Here is a 21,441-nt window from a genome sequence, read left to right on the forward strand (position 1 = left end):
AGCACTCTTTCCTTTTGTTCAATAAAATATAGAGACATCTCAAAGAAGAACTTAACTTAAAAAAGGTGGTGATTTTTTGATTAAAAATCGCATTGTAAATGGAGGATTCGAGACGGGCACTCTTTCTCCATTTATTGTAAACAACCCCTCTTTTGTTTCTATTAATAGCTCTACTAGTCATTCTGGTGTTTACAGCGCTAAATTATCTGGAGGTTTAACTAACGCTATCATTGCTCAAGCGGTTCCAGTATCCCCAAATGAAACGTTCGAACTTTTTGTATCCATTTCTAAAGTCGGACCATTTCCTAGCCCTTTGATAGCTATCAATGTTCAATATTATAATGGTAATACTTTTTTGGGTGATGGCTTAGTTACTTTTATACTTTCTAATCGTATCCCCGATAACAACGAAAAAGATTGGTTAGAAGTTTATGAGACTGCTTCTCCAGTGCCGGCTACAGCTAATACAGCATCAATAGTTATTGCTAAGTTCCCCGAATTAGGAAGTGCTGATGTATTTATTGATGATATATCCCTTCTATCCGTCGGATCTACTGGGACATCAATACCTGAAACAACCTGTTTCCAGGATACGAAAGCTAAACTCCAACATTGCACTGGTCACTATGTCTCTCTCGTTCTTTCAGGATGTTGTACTCCTATACAAGGTCAGATTTCCAACGTAGACGAAGGAAGCATACTTTTTATTTCTACAGAAGGAACAAGCGCCATTGCTATCTGTAATATTGTTTCATTTACTTCAATTCCCCTTGTCTATGGCGCGAATCTCAATGAGAATACTGTATTTATCGTTAGTACATTATCTAACACAGCTGTCAAGGCACCTATTATTGTCGGAGATTCGCCTATAGATATAGCAATTACACCAGACGGAACTCGTGCCTATGTTGTAAATCGAGGAGACTCTACTGTATCCGTTATTAACACGATCACCAACACAGTCATTGGAACACCTATATCTGTTGGTAGCTTCCCTGTGGCTATCGCCATTACATCAGACGGAACTCGTGCCTATGTTGTAAATCAAGGAAATTCTACAGTATCTGTCATTAGCACAATCACCAACACAGTCATTGGAACACCTATATCTGTTGGTAGCACTCCTGAAGATATTGCCATTACACCAGATGGAACTCGTGCCTATGTTATAAATCGAGGAGACTCTACTGTATCCGTCATTAGCACGATCACCAACACAGTCATTGGAATACCTATATCTGTTGGTAGTATTCCTGTGTCTATTGCCATTACACCAGACGGAACTCGTGCTTATGTTGTAAATCAAGGAGATTCTACAGTATCTGTCATTAGCACAATCACCAACACAGTCATTGGAACACCTATATCTGCTGGAAGCTCTCCTGCGGCTATTGCCATTACACCAGATGGAACTCGTGCCTATGTTACAATTAGAAATGACAGTACGGTACTCGTCATTAACACGGTTACCAACACGGTTATGGGCTTCCCCTTCTCTGTTGTTACCACTCCTGAAGATATTGCCATTACACCAAATGGAGCTCGTGCCTATATTTCATATCCGTCTATCGATGCAATATCTGCTATCGATATCATTAACGATTTTGCCATTGGAGGATCTATATCTGTTGGTGATAACCCTATAGGTATTGCAATTACACCAAGTTGCATTTAAGCTTTTGCATTTATATACCAAATCTAACTATATTAAAAATTACAGATATAGATCGATCTTTAAAAAAATCATAAACGTTAAATGACTTGGCAGACAGTTTCTATAATTGTCTGCCAAGCGACTTCTAACACTGTACTTTTTATCTTAATTGGAATATCTATGGCAATATTCGGTGCATTAGATCATAACCACAAAATGTTCATGGGTTCACTATTCGTAATTGTACAAGCTGTACTTGTAATTACATATATTAAGATGTTTAAAAAAATTGGTTTCTAAACATTGAATACCAGCTGAAATGTTCAGTAGATATACTTATCATTTCAGCTGTATTTTCCTATTCAAATAAGGATTTTATTAAAAACTTACATGTATATATTTTTCGTTATATAATTAAAGTATCGATATATTAGGATTGTTAATTATGTCAGGAACGATAATGATTTTGTTATACATTTGTTTCGGATTAAGTGCAGTTTTCAGCTTAATAAAAGAATTTAAAAAGCCACAGAAAAACCAGTTCTTGATTTTAGTTGATTCTCTAATTTTGCTAGGAGCTTTAATCCTATTAGGTAGTATCTTCATCTAAATTACATAACTAGAACTCCAGTTGGGAGTGGAGCAGTTAGCGAAAGCTAACTGCTTTTTATAAATTAACTATTTTATTAAATTTCACATATACAACCGCTTGTCCATTTCACTTCGCCCTATCCTTGCATTTACTATTAGTAATACGAATTTTCAGAGGTGAATTATATTGGACAAGTTTTTATCTTCCGCTGCACTTAATCCTGGTTCAATCGGACCTACACTCCCACCTATGCAACCTTTTCAATTTCCTACTGGACCCACTGGTTCAACGGGAGCTACCGGGGTGACTGGGCCAACCGGACCTACGGGTAGTACTGGATTTACTGGTGTGACTGGACCCACTGGGCTTTCTGGCGATACTGGGCCGACCGGTAACACCGGACCTACCGGCATCACTGGACCTACTGGGCCAACTGGACCTACGGGACCTACGGGACCGACCCTATTTTTCACTCCCCTTACACCAGAACCTGAATCTATAGATCTTCCACCAAATACAAATAATTTAACAATTATGGAAGTCTTTGTCCCTATAGAAAATATTGGCGACAGAGTCCTATTAAATGCGACTATAGGAACAGTTGTCGTTGTTGAGATTGGAGTAGACCAAAGTAGTTTCTTTGACATAGCTAACATTAACTATCAGTTATTCCGTGATAATTTGTTGTTAACAGAAACATTTGTATCCGGAAACTATTCAGTCGGTAGTGACGGAAGTTTTTTCTACCCTTTTAACTCCACATTTACATGGGTAGACTCTCCTGGAGACCCGGTAACACCACCAGATCCAGTTCATTATCGTGTTATAGCGAATATAGGAGAACTGAGTGAGACTATAACATCAGCACACGTTGGAAATCGTGGGTTTGCTGCAATAAAATCCCCTGGCGATCCAATTTAATTAAAATTATTTCTCACTTATTCCACTATGGACATGTAAATATTAAAATCTCTAAGTTTACTCTACCGAGCAGTTAGCTTTTGCTAGCTGCTCTTTTGTGATTCATCGTCACATTATGATGAAATGTTCATATATTATCTCGAAGCAAAAACCCTAATTTTCTTTTTAACATCTCACTTTTCCCATAAAGAGCATTTTATTTAGTGCTCTTTTTGGTAATCTCGTAAAGTTCTATTGTTCCATTAAGAGGACCCGCACCTCTAATCGGGTCTTTTTTTATGTTTTCTACTCAAATAGCGTTTTTGTTCAAATTCACACTAAAAGTAAAATTGTCATTTTTTCATTCAACCGAGTTCATAACATATTCTTTTCCTCCGATAAAATAATGATTAGGTGTCCCATGCGCATTTTACCCATTAGAAATAATACCTTTCACGTACTTACGTATTAGAAACTTAATTTCTACATCTTCTGCAATAGCAATTTTGTTCACTTTTTTGATACATTTATGAAACATTCACATGTTATCTTCAGTATGTTCTATTCTTTTTGAAGAACCATGTGAGAATACCAAAACAAGAAGCCCTAGAGCCCTAACTCTAGGGTCTTTTTGTTTTTAAATAAGGATTTTGTTTCAAATGTATTCACTCTTTATTTTCAACTTCCATATACTTATACGGACTATAAAAAATACAAAATATAGTTCTTGGTCCAAGAGCATCGTTAGGGCAAATGGTGCTCTTTTCAATTCAAATAACTATTTTTTATATTTCTTGCACTTTTAAATGAGACAAGCATATGTTGTAGTATAGTGTTTCATCACTTATAAACACTTCCTTTTTTCAAGAGTACATATTCGATATGTACTCTTTTTGCATTAATATAAAATAACGCTTTTATTTCAAAATTATATTATTTTAAACTATCTATTCTACTTCTCTTCTCTTGTTCATATGCCAAGCTCTTTATTCATAAACTAAAAATAATTGACATAACTGAATGGAGGCTAACTATGTCTATTTCAAATATTATTAATTACGGACGCGTTCCCCACTTCAATCCTAACTTCCCTTTGATCTTATTTTGGAGTCAAAAAAGTGGTTGTACCTCCCTTGCACATTGGTTTTTTTATCAAATTAATTTATTTAAACCGGCTATAAAATATAATTCTTTCATCCATCATTACGAAAATGATATATATAAAAACTCCTCGGACTACTTTATTGAACTTGCTGCGGCTTTATATACAAAGAGAACAGATACTTATAAACTAGTTAGAAATCCATATACAAGAGCTGTAAGTTCATTCTTTTCACTCATCGCTCCCCCATACATAGAAAACCCTGCATGGAAGCCCATTCGAAGTTTTTATTATGGTAATGATAATTGTAATAAGCCTATTTCGTTTAAAATCTTTCTCTATTACTTAAAAGCGCAAATGAAAGATTTAGAACAAGTAGATCCACATTTAATGCAGCAATATGTACCAGCTGAGGAGGAGTTTGTTACAGAGTATATCTACCTTGAAAATTTCTCTAAAGAAATTGTACGCCTAGAACAAACATATCAATTAAAAACTTCTCCTTTACACATACTAACCAAATCATGGCATCATCAGAAGGACAAGGCGATTTTTAGCGGTACTTTTGCAGATGCTGATATTACCGATCCTTTATTCCCACGCCTCCCAACATACGATAGTTTTTATGATCAAGAAACTATCCAATTAGTACAAGATATTTTTAATAAAGATTTCAGTACGTACAAATACCCATTAACTCCTTTAATAAATAAGTGATTTTCTAATTGCGATTTCATATATTATAGAGAAACTTAATTTCACAGCAGTGCAATTATCACCACATGCCGAATAAATCTTTGCGATTTTATCTACAATTCTTTTAGAAGCAACCTTTATATGGATTGATAAATTTGAAACAACTGATGCTAATGAAGCACTCGAATAGAAATTAAAATGATTATCTTAGAGCACATATAAACATGTGCTCTATTCTCTTTTAAACAAATAACGATTTTATTCAGTTTCTTAACAATTCCTTTCATTCTTTCAAACTGTTTCTATATTTTTGCTGAAACTGCACTTAAAGTATAACTAAAGACCACCTGTGCATTCACATCAATAATTCCTGCTAACTTTTCGATTTCCGCTATCTATTTCCCTATTACCGCTAACCTAAAGAATCAAAATCCCTCATGAAGTATCATGAATAGAATATACATTATTAAATCTTCATTGAACAAATGTACAAGCATAACTAACAAAGTTGAATATATCTATACTAATCTAAAAAAAGGTGGTGATTTTTTGATTAAAAATCGCATTGTAAATGGAGGATTCGAGACGGGAACACTTTCTCCATTTATTGTAAATAATCCCTCTTTTGTTTCTATTGGTGGCTTAAACAGTCATTCTGGTGTTTACAGCGCTAAATTATCTGGAGGTTTAGCTACCGCTATTATAGCTCAAGCGGTTCCAGTATCCCCAAATGAAACGTTCGAACTTTTTGTGTCCCTTTCTAAAACCGGACCATTTCCTAGTCCATTGATAGCTATCAATGTTCAATATTATAATGGAAATACTTTTTTGGAAGATGGCTTAGTTACTTTTATACATTCCAATCGTATCCCCGATAACAATGAAAAAGATTGGTTAGAAGTTTATGGGACTACTTCTCCAGTGCCGGCTACAGCTAATACAGCATCAATAGTTATCGCTAAGTTCTCCGAATTAGGAAGTGCAGATGTATTTATTGATGATGTTTCCCTTCTATCTGTCGCTAATTCTGGAACTACCGGACCTACAGGACCTACTGGTTCACAAGGACCTCATGGTAACACAGGTGCCCAAGGACCTACTGGTAACACGGGTGCTCAGGGACCTACTGGCAACACTGGTTCACAAGGACCTACTGGCAACACTGGTGCTCAGGGACCTACTGGCAACACTGGTACTCAAGGACCTACTGGCAACACTGGCGCTCAAGGACCTACTGGCGACACTGGTGCTCAAGGACCTACTGGCAACACTGGTTCACAAGGACCTACTGGTAACACGGGTGCTCAGGGACCTACTGGTAACACGGGTGCTCAGGGACCTACTGGCGACACGGGTGCTCAAGGACCTACTGGTAACACGGGTTCACAAGGACCTACTGGCGACACGGGTGCTCAGGGACCTACTGGCGACACGGGTGCTCAAGGACCTACTGGTAACACGGGTTCACAAGGACCTACTGGCGACACGGGTGCTCAGGGACCTACTGGCGACACGGGTGCTCAGGGACCTACTGGCGACACGGGTGCTCAGGGACCTACTGGCGACACGGGTGCTCAGGGACCTACTGGTAACACGGGCGCTCAAGGACCTACTGGCAACACTGGTGCTCAGGGACCTCAAGGTAACACGGGACCTGGTTCAATATTATTTAGTGATACAGATACGGGAACGCAATCATTAGGTGCTTCGTCAACAGATGTTCTTCAGGTAACAGCTGTACCTATAACAGCAGGTGATCAATTGAAATTTGATTTCACTGTACAAGTTTTAGTAACTCCTTCATTACCATCATGGTCAGTTGCCCTTACCGTCGTATTATCCAGCTCCGTTGATGGAGCTCTCCTCACACAGACTTATCACTTATCCGATGATACTAACATTGGTATTCAAACAATAAAAGTAGCAGAGATATATACAAATAGCCCTTCTGTCAACTCCCATGATTACACTGTTAGCATTACTTCTACCAATGTCAATGCTTCAACTTCAGCAGAAGTTAGAGGATTAACAATTCTTAGATTTGATGCTTAATTTCTGCAAACAGAAATAATTGAGTTTTCAAGAAGTTGATCCAATCAATCTCATGGCTCAAAGGGATTAATTGGGTCTTTTTTTATTGTAGGTTATGTAACTTCACATCACTACACTTCCCTCTCAAACTTTTCATTCAAACTACCACCGACAAAATATTGTTATATTTACTCATAACTTTTCTCTTTCGCTTCACTAATTAACTGAGTGATTTCATATACAGCATTTTGTGCACATTCCATGTTTCTTCACCCCTTGAATATTTTTCAAAAATCAATACATACTATTTTCAAGCCGCTTAATCCACGGCTGGTACTTCCTTCTTTTTACAGTAAGAGGCAGATTGGTTCATCACTTTTCTAATTCTTACTGTATATTTTTAAAAAATATCAAAAATAATACCAACAAGCTGTTTGAACTAGCAGCTTCACTCTTCTCGTAATGGGAATGCAATTTATCACATTTAGCTAACTCATCCGACTAACTGGCAAACAACCGAAAATGTTGTCTGCTTTTTGTATGGAATTTTTCATGTTACATATACTACTTTTGAGCCTGTTACCAATGCAAGTCATTTGGTGTTTTGAATTCCGACTAAGCGTTTTTGTTGCATAGATTATTACATCTTTGACAACACTGTTTTAAAGCGCGTTTTCTGGTTATTCGTAGTTCTAATCCAGAATAATTTTTCTCCTATAAAGGACGGCAGGTACGACTGCTCGTCCTTTTTTATTTATACCGCATACTCTCCTTTTTGGTAGTTTTGCACCACATTGCCCTCATCATCGTAGTAAGCAATTTCCCAATAGGGATGGCAGTTATGTTTCTCAATTTCCCCATCGAACAAAACGAACAAATTAGTTTTCCAGTTTCCAACGATCGTACCCCACATGCCAGCTACGTTTACTCGCATACCCATGTATGCAAAATGTAGGTTGCGGTAATTCTGCATTTTCTTGAAAGCTTTCTCTGCGCTGTACATGCGCTTGATGTCAAAAACACCTTCGTTCTCACACTTTACAAACTTCATAAATTCCACCCTCGACATCGTTAGAAATTTTGTTCTGAACTTCTGCCAGTACAGAAATCTTGCTTTACTTTCCGTTTCTGCTACTACAAATTCTTCATTTAGCCAATGTTCGAAAATAGTTGTAAGTTTGAATTTGTAAAGGATCGCCATCTTTCCACCTCCACCTTAATTTGCAATCAACTTGCGGAACAGTTTTTCGTTTCTTGTGTCTAGTGCGTAATCTATGAGTTGTGATTTACAGAGTTTCTCTAAATCGTTGACTACCTGTGCTAATTCCAATCTTTCAGTAAATGGTAGATCTGTTTCATCAGATGCTTCACCTTCTAATACCTCAATGAATAATGGATATCTGAATTTATCAGTGAAGTTTAATTCAATAAAAATTGCTTCTTTTAGATTAAAACGGATCTGATCAAAAGCTTTGTCTGGATCATCAGAAACTAAATTGTTTTTATAAAATTTAAATGGTACTGTTTTTGTGCATTGTGTAGACATAAACAACGAAATTGGCTTATCGAATTTAACCCGTTCTACAAAATGAACCCTTTTTAATTCCCCTTCATTTTTCAGTAAATACTCCAGAATCCAAAGGCACTCTCTCCATTTCATTTTGTAATGCTCTTTGAACCATTCAATAAACTCACGCTTCTTCTCAACCGACACGTTGCTCATGCAGTAACCCCCTTTTCCATCCTTCAAATTTTTCTATCCAAGCATCCCAATTTTCTTTTTGCTTTGCTTCTTGCTGCTTTGCTACCTCACAAGTACAACCCTCAATCTTTATTGCACCTGAAAAAATTTCTGTATGAACCACACCAGTGTTACTGCATGTTTTGCACATTTTCTTCACTCCTTTTCACGATAATCATCGCCTTCTACAGCGATTAAGTAATGCTTACTCATGCCGAACAATCGGCTCTTGGCTGCATAACCAATCTTTTCAGGTAATGTTTCATCATCTTCATTAGAGCTGTATAAAATCGGTAAATTATGTCGATACCGATAATCAATAATTTGATAGTAGAGGTTCTCTTTCGCTTCTGACCATTTTGACTTCCCTAAGTCATCCCAGATAAGGACCTCTACTTGTTTTGCGTGGTTTAACAATCGGTTAAATTCTTTCTTATCATCGTTCATCATCTTGGCTGCAATAAGATCATCCATGAAAGTTCCGTCTGATATAAGCAGTACGCTATGCCCTCGCTTCATGAGATACTTTGCTGCAGCTACTTGAAGATGCGTTTTACCAAGTCCAAAACTGTTATGTTCTCTCTTTGCTTGTGCTCGCTTGGCTGGTTCTAATTGCTTAATTCGTAACTCTCCAAATGTTGCGATGAAGCCCAGGCTGTTTTGTTTCGTATCCTTGACCTCTTTGAAGTTCTGCAAGTAGTTCCCCATCGTACTATACAAGAGCTTTTGTTCTTGTGTTTGTCGTTTGTACGAATCAAACCGAGCATCTGTAAATTCTTCTGGAATCATCGCGTTTTTCAACCTACGTTCCATTACTCGTTGCGCTTTGCACTCACAATCCTTTTGCATAGATACTCTCATACCGAATTCATTCACTTCTTCGTAAAAAACTACTTCTGAATCCTGACATTTTAAACATCTATACTCGTTTAATGAAGCTTGGCATGTTGCGCTCTCGGCTTGCATTTTCTTCCTCATAGCTTCTGCTCGTACCATAACCTCTGCCAGTGCGTGCCCTACGTGTTGCATTTCCTACACCACCTCTTTGATTTTTATAATCTTCATCAAGCTTGATTACATCTGCCAATGTTTTCACGTTGCTCTTTTGCCAGTTGAATAAAATACCGCTAATGTATTTCCAACGCTTTGCGTTCTGATCCACTGCTCTATCGACAGCTTCCATAATGATTTGACTTCCTAATACATCACTGAACTCTCCAAGGTCCTGCATTGCCGTTTCACTTAATGGAATGTTGTTCTGTAAAAGGTAGTTGTAACTTTTTTGAAATTCTCCATCTATCAAAGGATGCTTATCTACATCATCATTATTTAGATTAGTACTTGGTATTTCAGTACTTAGTTCTTTAGTACTTAGTAGTGTCGGATTTTCCACAAGTGGCTTTTCCACTTCTGGCTTTTCCATATGTGGTTTTTCCACAAGTGGCTTTTCCCTATGTGGAGTTTCGTGAATTTCGGTTTCCCAACTAGTTATTTTCTTTGTCTTTTCATCCCGAACTGGATATCGTTTTACATAACCTGCTTTTTTCAGTTCGTTAATTCCTGTCCTAAGCGAATCCTCACCATCTTTAGCGTGTTGAGCTAGTTCGCTGATATGGAATGTCCAATCGTCAGGTAATGTAAGTGCATACGCCAGAATCCCTTTCGCTTTCCAAGACAAACTTTTATCCTTCAAACCAGTATTGTTAATAACCGAATAGTTGTTATCTTTTTTGACCCGAAAAATCCCCAAAGTGTCTACCCCCTAGTGCAAATCGCGATGTAAGACTCATTTTCCTTAATGACTTTCTCTATCCGATAACCCGGATAGTTGTTGTGTATATAACGTGCAATTGACTGTTTCAACTCATCGTTTGATTGCTTCTCTCCCACAATTTGCGAGAGAGAAGCACTTTGGACATGTTACTCACCTTCAATCACGAAGTCGCCTTGTCCGTCTCCTTCACCTGACTGTTCCACTTCACTTTGATCCACTTCGATAAATTCCGGTTCTTCCGTGATATCCTTACGAACCACTTCGTCATGCTGCGCTTGTGACTGAACTTCAATGCTAATTGGTAAGTATTTAAACATGTAACGAACCACTGTTTTCTTTGCCATTTCATCATAATCACTTGCCCATGGACTATAACTGGAATTAGCAGCTGCCGAACGTTGGCGGCGCTTTTCGATTTCGCTCTTTGGCATAAACTCCATTTGATGCCCGCCATCTTTGAAATGCGCTACTGCATACGCCCCAATAAATTCACCACGTTCACCAAATGACGGCTTATGTTTTAACTGTGGATGTAAGCCAAGCTCGTACTCGAACTCATCATTTTCATAAACGGCATGCGCATAAATACTTTGGATGTGACCAGAACGTCTTGCTAAGTCAATCATCCCTTTGTAACCGATAATGAACTGGACTTCCATTTTGTTTTGCTTTTTATTTTTAAACGGTAGTAGGTAGCAATGACCAAGTAAACCTGGTTCTAATCCTAATTGCACTGCTTGCATTACAGCTCCCATCAATGACGGTACTTCGCATTCTAGCAATTTTGGATTTGTACGGATTGTAGTAAGTGCAATACGGCTCATACGCTCCATGCTCATGTGTTTTGGTAAGACTTCCGCAAAACGTGGAGCCATTTTCTTCATATAACCTTCAACCAGTTTATCCGGTGTTGCAGGTGCACTTGCCTTACGATTTGCTAATTGATTTTTTACATCTTGATTAGTTGCCATTGTTTATTTCCTCCCTTATTTAACTGTGAATTTTCTGGATATAGATTCTTTTGCATACTGCTCAAACAAATCAGGGTGATCTGCTTTAAATCGCTTGCTATCAAAACGATTTGTTGTGTATGACTTCCAGTACACTTTGTAATTTTCAGTTCCGCCAGCTTCATTGGTACCGAGCTTTGCTTTGATTTTGTTTTCGTACTCTGCCTTTTGTTCTTGGAGTACTTTAATTTCTCGGTCAACTTGATCACGCGCTTCAATCAGAAGTTCTTCTTGCTTACCTAAAATCACAAAACTATCTGTAATGGATTCTGGATATAGATGTTTTAATAATTCAGTTGATGCATCCGAACCATCAAACATTGGCGGCTCGTTCTTCTCAACATTGTTGAGCCAGAAGTCTTTTTCAATATCGATAAGGTACTGAATCAATTCCCCATCGCGTTCGATTTTTTTATGAACAAATTTGTTACCACCAATCAATACCGCAATCCACCATGCTTCATAGCCAGTTACGGCCATATAATGTTGGCACTGTAAAAGATAAGCCGCTGGAACTTCTTCATCTTCCCACTCTTTTTTTAAATATTCCGACGCTGTTTTACATTCCAGACCAATCTTTTCACCGACAATTAATCGGTCCACATTCGCTAACATCCACGGATATTCAGGATGCTGAAGGATTGCATTTCTTCGTTGTACTTTCAAATCTGTGCGCTTGGAAAATTCCCTTGCGACTACTTCTTCCAAAACATTACCGAAATATGCTGCTTCACTTGGTATATCTTCTTTTTCAATCGCTTGAGTTTTTTCAAGGAACACTTGAACCGCTGATTTCCATTTATTTAAACCTGCAATTGCAGAAACATCTGAGCCGCCAATACCTTGTGTACGTGCTTGCAACCACTGATCATGGTCCATATTGAGTGTATTAACCAATACTTTTGCTTGCATGTTCTATTCACTCGCTTTCTGTGATATACTAGCCCTAACTTATCTTTTAAAGGGGCCTCCTGCTGCTACAGGTGGTCTTTTTTTGTGCATATCTCCAAATAAACCCTTTGGACGTTCTTCTTTTTCCTTTACATACATTAGCTATATGAACAGGACTAATACCGATAAATCTCGCTGCAGCCTTCGTTGATTTAAATTTCCTAAGTACCTGTAATGTATGTTGATCTATTTGCTCAACGGGTTTGGATGTCTTTAACTTTAAGTCTTTTGCATAATCTTTCGGCAATAAATACTTATAAGCGTGCTTTATATTCTCCGAATTTGTAACCCATTCCAAATTAGAAAAAGTGTTATTACTTCTATTTCCGTCCTTATGATTCACATGGTTTTTTCTATCTGGATTTTCAATAAAAGCTAACGCAACTAATCTGTGAACATAGAATTTTTGAGTTTTCCCATTAAGGTGCAATTGCACTTTTTTATAACCTTGACTACAAAATTGTTTGCGGTGCTTCTCTTTTTTGAACTTAACAGATTTTACATTTCCTAGGTTTGAGACTTCATAATGCCCTTCGTATCCTGCTATCGGCTTCCAAACCTCTTTCATTTCACAACCACCTCATTTATTCCCCTGCGATTTTCTTCTCAAATCCAAGCTGCGTAATCATGTAGTCCATGATGTTGTCCTTTAAAATCACTTCGCCATCTGGTGCGATTAAAAACTCGTCACCTGGTAGAATTTCATTACCTAATGCATCCTCAATTGGATGGTCTATCATTTGTTCTTGCGGATCTGCTTTGCCGTAACCGTTGTGCATTGCCATTTGGTTTTCTAGCATCTAACTCACCTCCTCGCAAAGAGTTATATAATGCGCTCTTTCTACCAAATCCGCATTAATTCCCTGACTTCTTAACCGCTTAATCACCTTTAGAATGTTTTTACGATCTCTTTCACGTTTTACATCGTGCTTTTCTTTTGCTCGATACAGTGCTGCAAGTTCCCTTCTTGCAAGGCGCGCTTCCTTTACCCACTCACGCAATAACTTTTCATCATGTGTTCTTAATGCTTCAATTTGCTTCTGTTCGCAATGTTTTAAAAATGAATCTAACGTTTGTTTCTTTTGAATGTCCTTTTGTAGAACAGGTGCTGTAATTCTCATATTCTTTTCACCTTCCTTAATTGCTGATTTTCTTGCTTGAGCTGCTCGTTCTCGTTGATAAGTTTTTCAAATGTATCAAATAGCGCTACACCACCCACGAATGACACGATAACCATCGCTGTAATAAAAAGGCTGAATGTACTTTCAACCAACGTTTTGTGCCTCCTTTTGGGCTTCTAACCATGCTTCCAAATCTTTTTGTAAGAAGAGTAATTTGCGCCCTTCTCGGATAACTGGAAACTGGGGATGGTTTGCCAACTCATACATTCTGCAAACCGCGATGTTAAGGTAAGCTGCCGCTTCTTTTACTCGCATTACTTTGTTCGGCTGTGCTTGTTGTTGAAATGAAGCCAAAGCTGCTTGAATTTCTTCACGAACAACTTCACGGATTGATTCTTTAATGATTTGATCTAATCCCATTTTGTTTTGCTCCTCTCTATTTAACTTAACCAACTTTAACTTAACTATAAGTTAAGTTAAGGACAAAAAATTTTAATTGCATCTAGTTTCACTTTTAAGAAATCAGCAATTTTTACAATTAAGTCATAATAAGGACGGCGTTTGCCATTTTCTATGTACCAATAGTAAACTTCGGTAATACCAACGGCTTCAGCTACTTCCTTACATGTATATCCTTGTTCTACACGTAGCTGTTTTAGAGTTTTCATATGCAACTCCTCTCTTCCGTTTTTGTTGTTAATTACATAATAACTTAACCTAAAGTTAAGTTCAAGTATTTTTAAAAATTTTTTTCAGAAATTTTATCTTTCCACTTAACTGATAGTTAATATATAATGACAGTGTAGCATAGTGTAGTGAAGTATAGTGCCGTGTGTCACACTATAACAATGATAAAGAAGAAATAACTTCATAATAAAATAGATAAAATAAACTTGAGGTGTTTTAATTATGTTTAGTCATGATAGGTTAAAGTTGTTAATTGAAAAAAGAGGGATTACCCAACAACAATTAGCTGATGCAATTGGTGTTAGTCATGTTTCTGTTTATAACTACGTCGAAGGAAAAAAATCACCAGGTACACGTACACTTCAAAAAATAGCTAATCATTTAAAAGTTACTACTGATTATCTATTAGGATTATCTGATTCGCCAGATTTAACAGCAGACCAAGATCTACAACTTACAGCAGAAGCCCAAGAAATACTTCAAATCATAAATGATCTACCTGAAGAACAACGAAAAAAGGCATTAGAACAACTAGAAATGTTTGTGAATTACGAAAAAGCAAAAGGGAATATTTAACGAAAAAAGACTATCCAAAGATTAGATAGTTTTTTTACATTGCTTTTTCTCTTTTAGGTTCACTTAAACAAATAGATAGTAATGTCTCTTTTGGATCATTTTCCTCTTGTAGTAGTAATAGAGCTTCTTTAATCAGATTAACTTCCCCATCTTTACTCTTCATCTTCTCTTATCCCCTTATCATTTTTGTAATTTTTTTACATAAATTTCTTTTTTGTTCGTAAACCTAAAAAGGAAATCTCCCCTAAAACTACAAATGACATCGTCAATTAAGACGATGTCATTTTAAATATATATGTAAACCTTAATTACGTATCTTACCAACCGCCACCAGGATCAACCATCATTTGCTGAACTACTGGTTTTGAGTCATTTGTACTAGGCTTTTCTTTCACGGAATCAGTGTTAACAACTAGTGTAGCTGCTAATAATAGTGCAGGAATAATTGTAATTAATTTTTTCATCTTTTCACCTCTTTCCAATGTTAATTGTACCAAATATTCAAATTAAACCCAAGTGAATTTTCGGTAAATTCGAATAAAATATATTCCCCGACTTTTGACACATTAGAAGAGATTGCTTCATTAACTCTTCCCTTTTAGCTCCCTCATATGTTAAAGCTAAATAAGCGGTCTGTATGTCTGTTAATTCACCAGTAGAAATTTTTATTTGATTTAACATTTCCCTTGCTCCTGTTGTATTACCTTGTTTAATCATTAAATATGCCATCTCACTTGGATGTACAACATCTGAATCGCTAATTTCTTTGTCGTGATGAATCTTTAAAAACGATAATGTATGTTGCACCATTTCTTTCTTTTTCTCTATACCTTCAACCTTTCTATCACCAATCACTTGTAAAGTTTTCTCTAGGTAATATTTTGAGTTCTCATATTCACCTTCTGAGAAAACGTACGATTCACCTAGCTTTAAGTACGCATTTACTTTTGGAAAAGAAAAAAAGTTATCCCACTCAAGATCATCTATTAATTTAATACAAACGCTTCTGGCTTCAACTACTTCTCCGCCTTGCAATGAAGTAACAGCAATCGCTTCTCTGTAACGTAATTTGAAGCACTCTCGAAGATGTTTATTACTAATTTTATCAATCTTTGTTTCAAGTGACTTCAGCCGCTCGTTTAAAGCAGTATAGTTACCTGTTTGATATTGCGCTTGACATAATAAAATTTCAGTTAACACTTCCATCTCCATTGTTTTCACTGATTTACTTTCTATATGCAACGCTTTATAGTACTGTTTGGCATTCAATTCACCTATATATCGGTTATAAATAATCTGATATACTTCAGCGAATTCTTTATTTTCAGACACCTTAGAGTTTAATTCACTATTTATTACTTCCATCAAAAGATTGAACTTACCTCTTAAAGCTAAGTCCTCCATCGCTTCACGTAAATTCTCTGATTTCGGGTTTGTGACATCGATATAATTCTTTAACATATTCCCTTGTACCTGTATGCCTTTATTTAATAGGATGATTGTTTTAGAAAGAAAACCAAAACTAATATCTGTGTTACCTTTAAATACTTTTGTAACAGTACTTGGCTTAACACCCCAATGATCTGCTAGTTTGTTTTTTCTTATACCAGCTACACATAATTCTTTTTCAATTTGACCTAGAGTTTTCCACATGTTTTGTCCCCCTTATTGGAACAAGACACACTTCCCTAGCATGAAAACGCACCTTAATGATGAATTACATCTAAAAGCTGTGTTATACTAGCCGTATACGTTACGTAAACTCGTAACCGAAAGGCTCATGGCAAATGTTTTCCCTACTTATATTAGGGTTAAACGGTGTAAACGTGTTCCCAGCACAATTACACACGCTATGGGTCTTTTTCGTTCCGTTTGATTTCTTAAAATCAGTTCATCATAAGATTCAGAATCTTCACCCCACTTAAAGTCAATTCATGTTGAGAAAGTTTTTTCGAAAAGTCTATGCCCCAAAACTATTAGCATTATATTAATTGTGGCCTATACTCTGGCAGTAAGCGTCAATTATTTGCCGTTTACAATTTGTAAAAAATCTATGAGTTAATCTCCTTACACTACATGTGAAGGTTTTTTACCAATAGAAAACAGCTAATTACTAAAATTCCTCTGGTATTAAAAAGCGAACCGACCTATCAGCTATATTATTAGCTAAACAAATTACCACCCGAAGCGGAAAATCAAAATAAAAATGAATGTGTGAATTACATTTTGATCCGACACTTAATAAGTAATGTAAGTTCTATATCTCTATCAAATCGAAGAAGTGACAGCACAACTTCGATTTGATAGTACACCACAATATCAATCTTTTTGATAATTTTTACCAGTTTCGAGGTTTTAGTTCTGGACCAACAACACTTTTAATTTCTTCTTCGCTAGATTCATCATGTACGAAATGTGCTGAATACCAAATAACAACATCTTGTCCATTAATAAACTCTCCATTAAGGAATTTATCTATATTAGCCCTTGCTTTATTTACATCTACTGTGAATCCTTGTCCATCATCTAACTCCGAACTATGGTAGCGAAGAATCCACACATCTCCAACACCAAAACTATCAGCAGAACCATCGTTAGTACCTGGTATCAAAGTATAACCTTCACCTGTTGATTTGTTGGAGATTATCCATTGTCTATTATGTGAAGGAGAACGTAATCTTCTAATTTCATAATTCTTGGTATGGAGATTAGACTCTCCAATAATAGGCGGGTTGTTAAACTCTTGTACAACATTGTTACCTGGAGTAACAATGTCGAAATCAAATCTCCAATATGCGTGATGAATATGTCGTTTGCAAGTACACGAATTTGCTATCGCACTAAAGCCAAATCGTGGGAGGATCGTCCCATCGGCATGAAGTCGCCACTCGCTAATATATCGATACCACCCTGCTTGCATTTCACTAACTAATACTACTTCTTGTCCATCAACATAAATTGCAACACCGAGGTAGTTACCGGTATCAAAGCCAGTATCAAGGATAGTTCGTGCTGGGGTTGAACACAATCGGAATCCGGGTGCAACATCTGTTCCAATCGCTTCAATCTTTCCTTCCATCCACTGCCAATCACGGAAAGGACCGCAAATATCATTATCATAACGAACATTAAGGATTGGTAAATGGGCACGGTATAAAACTTGTTTTTCGCGATATTTCACATGTCGAAGTTCGATACCTGAGCCGACTATACCCGTAGAAGAAGCAGGCCTAACTGCAGTGAAGCTCCAAAGCTCAGTACCACCTTGATGAACTGTTACCTGTACTTGTCCCAAATCCCCTTTATTTGACGTAGATTGATTTGAATCTGGCGGAGGCTCGCAGATTTGATCATTTGCTATTGAAAATGGTGGGGCCCCATTTTCATAAAAAATAACTTCTCGTCTAATCATATTCGCTCCTACAATCTGATGCAAAGGTTCTAGAGTATCTTGTTTTTCAACCTCTGCATTTTCATCACTGATAATACCACAAGGGATAAGGCCCACAGCGAGGGTTCTTTCAATTTGACCATCTGGAAGTTCTGTCTCAATGAGTGAAGGCATTGCTCTGTAAGGACGTACAAGATTTTCTCGAATTAACCTGCCAAGTTCAGGATTCTCTTGAACGATATTTACTGCTAACTCAAACTCTTCAGGGCTAGGTAACGGTTGACTATCAAACTGTGAAACACTTATATGACTTGGTTTATTAATATGTCCATTGGCTATAACTGTACGATTATTAGTGTAGTCATAGTATGTGGCTTGATAATGACTGGGGGATGAAGGAGTATCACTTTTGGGGTGGTTTTTGCATTTGTTTCTATCACTAGGAGTGTCCTCTCGATTAATAAATTCCAACGAGAGCAACAGGTGCCTCGTCCCCTGCAAGAATTGCTGAACAGAATGATTGTTTTCTAAAACACTTATTATTTGATTAATTTTTTTGGGGCTTGGACCAAAAGGAACTACATTAATATTTAAATCTTCATTATTACTTGGTTTTACATCCATTGAATCACTCTCCAATAATAATTGTTGGGGTAGAATTAGGATTTTGATCTTTGTAACATTAATACAAAAAACTTTTATATCAAAATTCAAAAAGATTCGTATTTATAGAAGGAATAATTCTATTATTAATAAACCTTCTTAAGTTTTTAAAAGTATAAAACGTCGTATATATGCCAAAATAGAAATTACTATAGAGCATCCTAATTAAAATATACAAATAAATTTTGGAACGCTGTAAATTCGAATCTCCCTTACGATACCCCTACTATCAATAAATGCAACTTATCTATTTTTAGGAACGGCTTTTATTAAGTGAACCAAAAACAACTAAAATACTTTTAAACAACCATCTCCTATAACTGAAATTGTTCATATATGCTAAAATATATCCATCGCTGATATGTCCAACTTTGTAATTTTCATAGCAGCAAAATTACAACTAGACTTATACACCATGATTCAAAACAAAATGAAGGAGTGTTTTAAGTGAAAGGACATATTCGAAAAAGAGGAAATAAATATTGTATTGTGGTCGACATTGGGCATGATCCAGAGACAGGAAAAAGAAGACAAAAGTGGTTTTCTGGTTATAAGACAAAAAAAGAAGCACAGGCTGATGTTGCGAAGAAGATTACAGAATTAAATGAAGGAACTTTTATAGAGCCATCTAAAGTTACATTAAAGGAATACCTAAATCATTGGCTAGAAATTAAAAGTATGAGTATAGAAAGGAGTACATTTGTCGGATATAGGGCATTTATCAACCAGCATGTTATACCTAGTATAGGAATGGTTGCACTCCATAAATTAAATGTTATGCACATTCAAAAATGCTATAAAACTGCGATAGATAAAGGTATTGCAAACAATTCTATTCTGCTTATGCATAGAATATTAAAGAGCGCTTTAAATCTAGCTGTAAAACAAAATATTATTTCTCGAAATCCAGCTGCTTTTGCTGAGATACCGAAAAAAGAAAGAACCTCTATCCAGACTTGGACAGAGGAAGAAGTAAAAAAGTTTCTTTTGCATTCACAAGAATCACGATATCACATTGGGTATCTACTTGCAATAACTACAGGTATGCGTATGGGAGAAGTTCTAGGCTTACGATGGCAAGACGTTGATTTTGAAAAACACACTGTTACAATAAACCAAACATCTGGCCATGACAATAAAATCAAAAAATCAGCAAAAACAAATTCATCAAAGCGTACCATTCCTGTGCCTAAAGAAACTATAGAATCCTTAAAAAGACATAAGATTTTAATTAATAAAGAAAAATTAAGGTTTGGTTCTGCTTATCAAGATCAAGATTTAATTAATTGTAATGAGTTTGGAAGAATTATAAAAAAAGCACATTTCAGAAAGAATTTCATTAGAGATACACACAAAGCGGGTATAAAAGAAATTAAATTCCATGATTTAAGACATACACACGCTACCATACTATTGAAACAAGGAGTTAACCCTAAAATTATCAGTGAGCGATTAGGCCATACAGACATTTCAATGACATTAAGTGTGTATTCGCATATTTTACCGAATATGCAAGAAGAGGCTGTTAAAAACTTCGGTAAAAGCATCTTTGGATAACTTATGTTTGCAAAATGTTTGCATTTTATAAAAATAAGTCAAACAAACGCTGTTATATCAAGGTTTGTTTGACTCAACATCTTATATTCTTGATAAAATCTTCGAATTCCTATTGAAACATTTAATAATGGAATATTCTCGCCTCCGCGCGTTATATATTCGAACCGATATACATAAGCGAAATAATCTTGTGTTTTTTCGTCTTTAATAGGCTCTGACATAGCCTCACAAATATTTTGTGATCTTAGAGGAGAAAAATATATATCTTCTTCGTGTATGTTTTCTAATTGTAAAGGACGTTCACAAAAAATATGTGAAATTAATGCTGGCACCCACTTAGAATATATTTCATTATCATGTAATACTGTTACATTAGAAATTAAATCGTAATGCCATTCATATTTTGGTGGTTCTATTAATTTATTAGGTTTCCAATCATGAATAATTTCATACCAACTTTGGAAAATATAATCAAGTTGTTCTTTTCTAATAGGTTCTTTACATACAATCCATGGTGTATTTTCATTTAATACATATGGATTATGCTGAATAAATAATATATCAGAAAACATATCATATAACCTTTCATTCAATCGTTTCAACTTACTCGTTAATAAAAATGTCTTATAATGTATCTCTACAATATCGAGCCATTCAATAGGAAAATATATAAATGATACACTTTCATTTAAAAGAGGTTCTACTATATTCTCAAATGTTAATAACCGTAGTTTTTCCATGTAATGAATACTTCCTTTCTTCATTTGCTTTGATCATCAAAAAACTAGAAGAAACCGTTACATAATCTAATCAATTAAAACCCGGTTCTTTATAATTTAATAGTTATTCACTTATATAAATAATACATTATAAATAAAAATAATAATTGTTTATCTTCTATATTTTATAAAACACAACATATACATCACCACCTACTAATATTAAATACAATACATTCGAATTATACAATATAAATAGTATATTGTATTTGCAAT

Annotated in this window: 24 protein-coding genes and 1 pseudogene; 7 read left to right on the plus strand and 18 right to left on the minus strand. The window is 36.0% G+C overall.

The genetic code is table 11. The features are described 5' to 3' along the window. The first annotated feature begins 76 nt into the window (after positions 1 to 76). From MNO09_RS17680 to MNO09_RS17700, 5 genes are all read left to right on the plus strand, one after another. Positions 77 to 1,675, plus strand: coding sequence for an NTTRR-F1 domain (locus tag MNO09_RS17680; protein WP_088107234.1), 1,599 nt, complete (start codon positions 77 to 79; stop codon positions 1,673 to 1,675). A gap of 81 nt (positions 1,676 to 1,756) precedes the next feature. Continuing rightward, positions 1,757 to 1,954: a hypothetical protein gene (locus tag MNO09_RS17685; protein ID WP_088107233.1), complete on the plus strand. Its 198-nt coding sequence runs from the start codon at positions 1,757 to 1,759 to the stop codon at positions 1,952 to 1,954. A 478-nt stretch (positions 1,955 to 2,432) separates the two neighbouring features. After that, the gene (locus MNO09_RS17690) at positions 2,433 to 3,167 is read left to right on the plus strand and encodes a collagen-like triple helix repeat-containing protein (RefSeq protein ID WP_088107231.1); all 735 of its coding nucleotides are present in this window, start codon (positions 2,433 to 2,435) and stop codon (positions 3,165 to 3,167) included. Positions 3,168 to 4,179: 1,012 nt separating this feature from the next. After that, positions 4,180 to 4,965, plus strand: coding sequence for a sulfotransferase family 2 domain-containing protein (locus tag MNO09_RS17695; RefSeq protein ID WP_088107230.1), 786 nt, complete (start codon positions 4,180 to 4,182; stop codon positions 4,963 to 4,965). 528 nt (positions 4,966 to 5,493) lie between these two features. Continuing rightward, positions 5,494 to 6,996 carry an NTTRR-F1 domain gene (locus MNO09_RS17700; RefSeq protein ID WP_277884434.1) on the plus strand — a complete coding sequence of 501 codons (1,503 nt, stop codon included), beginning with the start codon at positions 5,494 to 5,496 and terminating at the stop codon, positions 6,994 to 6,996. Positions 6,997 to 7,729: 733 nt separating this feature from the next. On the opposite strand, the gene MNO09_RS17705 is transcribed toward MNO09_RS17700, so the two are convergent. The 13 genes from MNO09_RS17705 to MNO09_RS17765 all read right to left on the minus strand — a co-directional run bounded on the left by MNO09_RS17705 (position 7,730) and on the right by MNO09_RS17765 (position 14,240). Continuing rightward, on the minus strand, positions 7,730 to 8,176 hold the full coding sequence (locus MNO09_RS17705) for an MFS transporter (RefSeq protein WP_241950033.1): 447 nt from the start codon (positions 8,174 to 8,176) through the stop codon (positions 7,730 to 7,732). Between the two features lie 15 nt (positions 8,177 to 8,191). Further along, on the minus strand, positions 8,192 to 8,698 hold the full coding sequence (locus MNO09_RS17710) for a YpiB family protein (protein WP_088107228.1): 507 nt from the start codon (positions 8,696 to 8,698) through the stop codon (positions 8,192 to 8,194). Further along, positions 8,679 to 8,867, minus strand: a complete 189-nt coding sequence (locus MNO09_RS17715; protein WP_088107227.1) for a hypothetical protein — start codon at positions 8,865 to 8,867, stop codon at positions 8,679 to 8,681. Before MNO09_RS17715 ends, MNO09_RS17710 begins: the two co-directional genes overlap by 20 nt. Before the next feature lie 5 nt (positions 8,868 to 8,872). Then, complete coding sequence (locus MNO09_RS17720) at positions 8,873 to 9,682, minus strand: ATP-binding protein (protein ID WP_241950198.1); 810 nt, start codon at positions 9,680 to 9,682, stop codon at positions 8,873 to 8,875. Continuing rightward, the gene (locus tag MNO09_RS17725; RefSeq protein WP_078183763.1) at positions 9,636 to 10,466 is read right to left on the minus strand and encodes a DnaD domain protein; all 831 of its coding nucleotides are present in this window, start codon (positions 10,464 to 10,466) and stop codon (positions 9,636 to 9,638) included. The genes MNO09_RS17720 and MNO09_RS17725 overlap by 47 nt, the downstream gene beginning before the upstream one ends. Positions 10,467 to 10,636: 170 nt before the next feature. Next, positions 10,637 to 11,461: a recombination protein RecT gene (gene recT / locus MNO09_RS17730; RefSeq protein WP_078183764.1), complete on the minus strand. Its 825-nt coding sequence runs from the start codon at positions 11,459 to 11,461 to the stop codon at positions 10,637 to 10,639. A 15-nt stretch (positions 11,462 to 11,476) separates the two neighbouring features. Continuing rightward, positions 11,477 to 12,412: a YqaJ viral recombinase family nuclease gene (locus MNO09_RS17735; RefSeq protein ID WP_078183765.1), complete on the minus strand. Its 936-nt coding sequence runs from the start codon at positions 12,410 to 12,412 to the stop codon at positions 11,477 to 11,479. A gap of 46 nt (positions 12,413 to 12,458) precedes the next feature. Then, positions 12,459 to 13,019, minus strand: coding sequence for an NUMOD4 domain-containing protein (locus MNO09_RS17740; RefSeq protein ID WP_078183766.1), 561 nt, complete (start codon positions 13,017 to 13,019; stop codon positions 12,459 to 12,461). Positions 13,020 to 13,035: 16 nt separating this feature from the next. Then, positions 13,036 to 13,251, minus strand: a complete 216-nt coding sequence (locus MNO09_RS17745) for a YqaI family protein (protein ID WP_078183767.1) — start codon at positions 13,249 to 13,251, stop codon at positions 13,036 to 13,038. Next, positions 13,252 to 13,572 carry a hypothetical protein gene (locus tag MNO09_RS17750; RefSeq protein ID WP_078183768.1) on the minus strand — a complete coding sequence of 107 codons (321 nt, stop codon included), beginning with the start codon at positions 13,570 to 13,572 and terminating at the stop codon, positions 13,252 to 13,254. Beyond that, positions 13,569 to 13,724, minus strand: a complete 156-nt coding sequence (locus MNO09_RS17755; protein WP_165690510.1) for a hypothetical protein — start codon at positions 13,722 to 13,724, stop codon at positions 13,569 to 13,571. Before MNO09_RS17755 ends, MNO09_RS17750 begins: the two co-directional genes overlap by 4 nt. After that, the gene (locus MNO09_RS17760; RefSeq protein ID WP_078183769.1) at positions 13,717 to 13,992 is read right to left on the minus strand and encodes a helix-turn-helix domain-containing protein; all 276 of its coding nucleotides are present in this window, start codon (positions 13,990 to 13,992) and stop codon (positions 13,717 to 13,719) included. The genes MNO09_RS17755 and MNO09_RS17760 overlap by 8 nt, the downstream gene beginning before the upstream one ends. A 56-nt stretch (positions 13,993 to 14,048) precedes the next feature. Continuing rightward, a complete protein-coding gene (locus tag MNO09_RS17765) occupies positions 14,049 to 14,240 on the minus strand; it encodes a helix-turn-helix domain-containing protein (RefSeq protein WP_078183770.1) in 192 nt (63 codons plus the stop codon). Positions 14,241 to 14,481: 241 nt separating this feature from the next. Here MNO09_RS17765 and MNO09_RS17770 point away from each other — a divergent pair, with 241 nt between their 5' ends. Continuing rightward, entirely contained in the window at positions 14,482 to 14,835 is a 354-nt protein-coding gene (locus MNO09_RS17770; RefSeq protein ID WP_078183771.1) for a helix-turn-helix domain-containing protein, read from the plus strand. Positions 14,836 to 14,869: 34 nt separating this feature from the next. On the opposite strand, the gene MNO09_RS17775 is transcribed toward MNO09_RS17770, so the two are convergent. From MNO09_RS17775 to MNO09_RS17790, 4 genes are all read right to left on the minus strand, one after another. Beyond that, positions 14,870 to 14,998, minus strand: a complete 129-nt coding sequence (locus MNO09_RS17775; protein WP_262366820.1) for a hypothetical protein — start codon at positions 14,996 to 14,998, stop codon at positions 14,870 to 14,872. Positions 14,999 to 15,152: 154 nt separating this feature from the next. After that, positions 15,153 to 15,299, minus strand: a complete 147-nt coding sequence (locus MNO09_RS17780; protein ID WP_078183772.1) for a complement C1q protein — start codon at positions 15,297 to 15,299, stop codon at positions 15,153 to 15,155. A gap of 37 nt (positions 15,300 to 15,336) precedes the next feature. After that, positions 15,337 to 16,488 (minus strand): AimR family lysis-lysogeny pheromone receptor, encoded by a 1,152-nt coding sequence (locus MNO09_RS17785; protein ID WP_078183773.1) that lies wholly within the window; start codon positions 16,486 to 16,488, stop codon positions 15,337 to 15,339. A gap of 685 nt (positions 16,489 to 17,173) precedes the next feature. Next, entirely contained in the window at positions 17,174 to 18,850 is a 1,677-nt protein-coding gene (locus MNO09_RS17790; RefSeq protein WP_088107225.1) for a copper amine oxidase, read from the minus strand. 486 nt (positions 18,851 to 19,336) lie between these two features. Between MNO09_RS17790 and MNO09_RS17795 the strand changes: the two genes are divergently transcribed. Then, positions 19,337 to 20,446, plus strand: a complete 1,110-nt coding sequence (locus tag MNO09_RS17795) for a site-specific integrase (protein WP_088107224.1) — start codon at positions 19,337 to 19,339, stop codon at positions 20,444 to 20,446. Positions 20,447 to 20,529: 83 nt separating this feature from the next. Here MNO09_RS17795 and MNO09_RS17800 read toward each other — a convergent pair. Further along, positions 20,530 to 21,186: pseudogene (locus tag MNO09_RS17800) on the minus strand (pPIWI_RE module domain-containing protein); the annotation flags it as partial. Positions 21,187 to 21,441: the final 255 nt, after the last annotated feature.

Source organism: Bacillus sp. N5-665, assembly GCF_022637375.2.
GTDB lineage: Bacteria > Bacillota > Bacilli > Bacillales > Bacillaceae_G > Bacillus_A > Bacillus_A wiedmannii.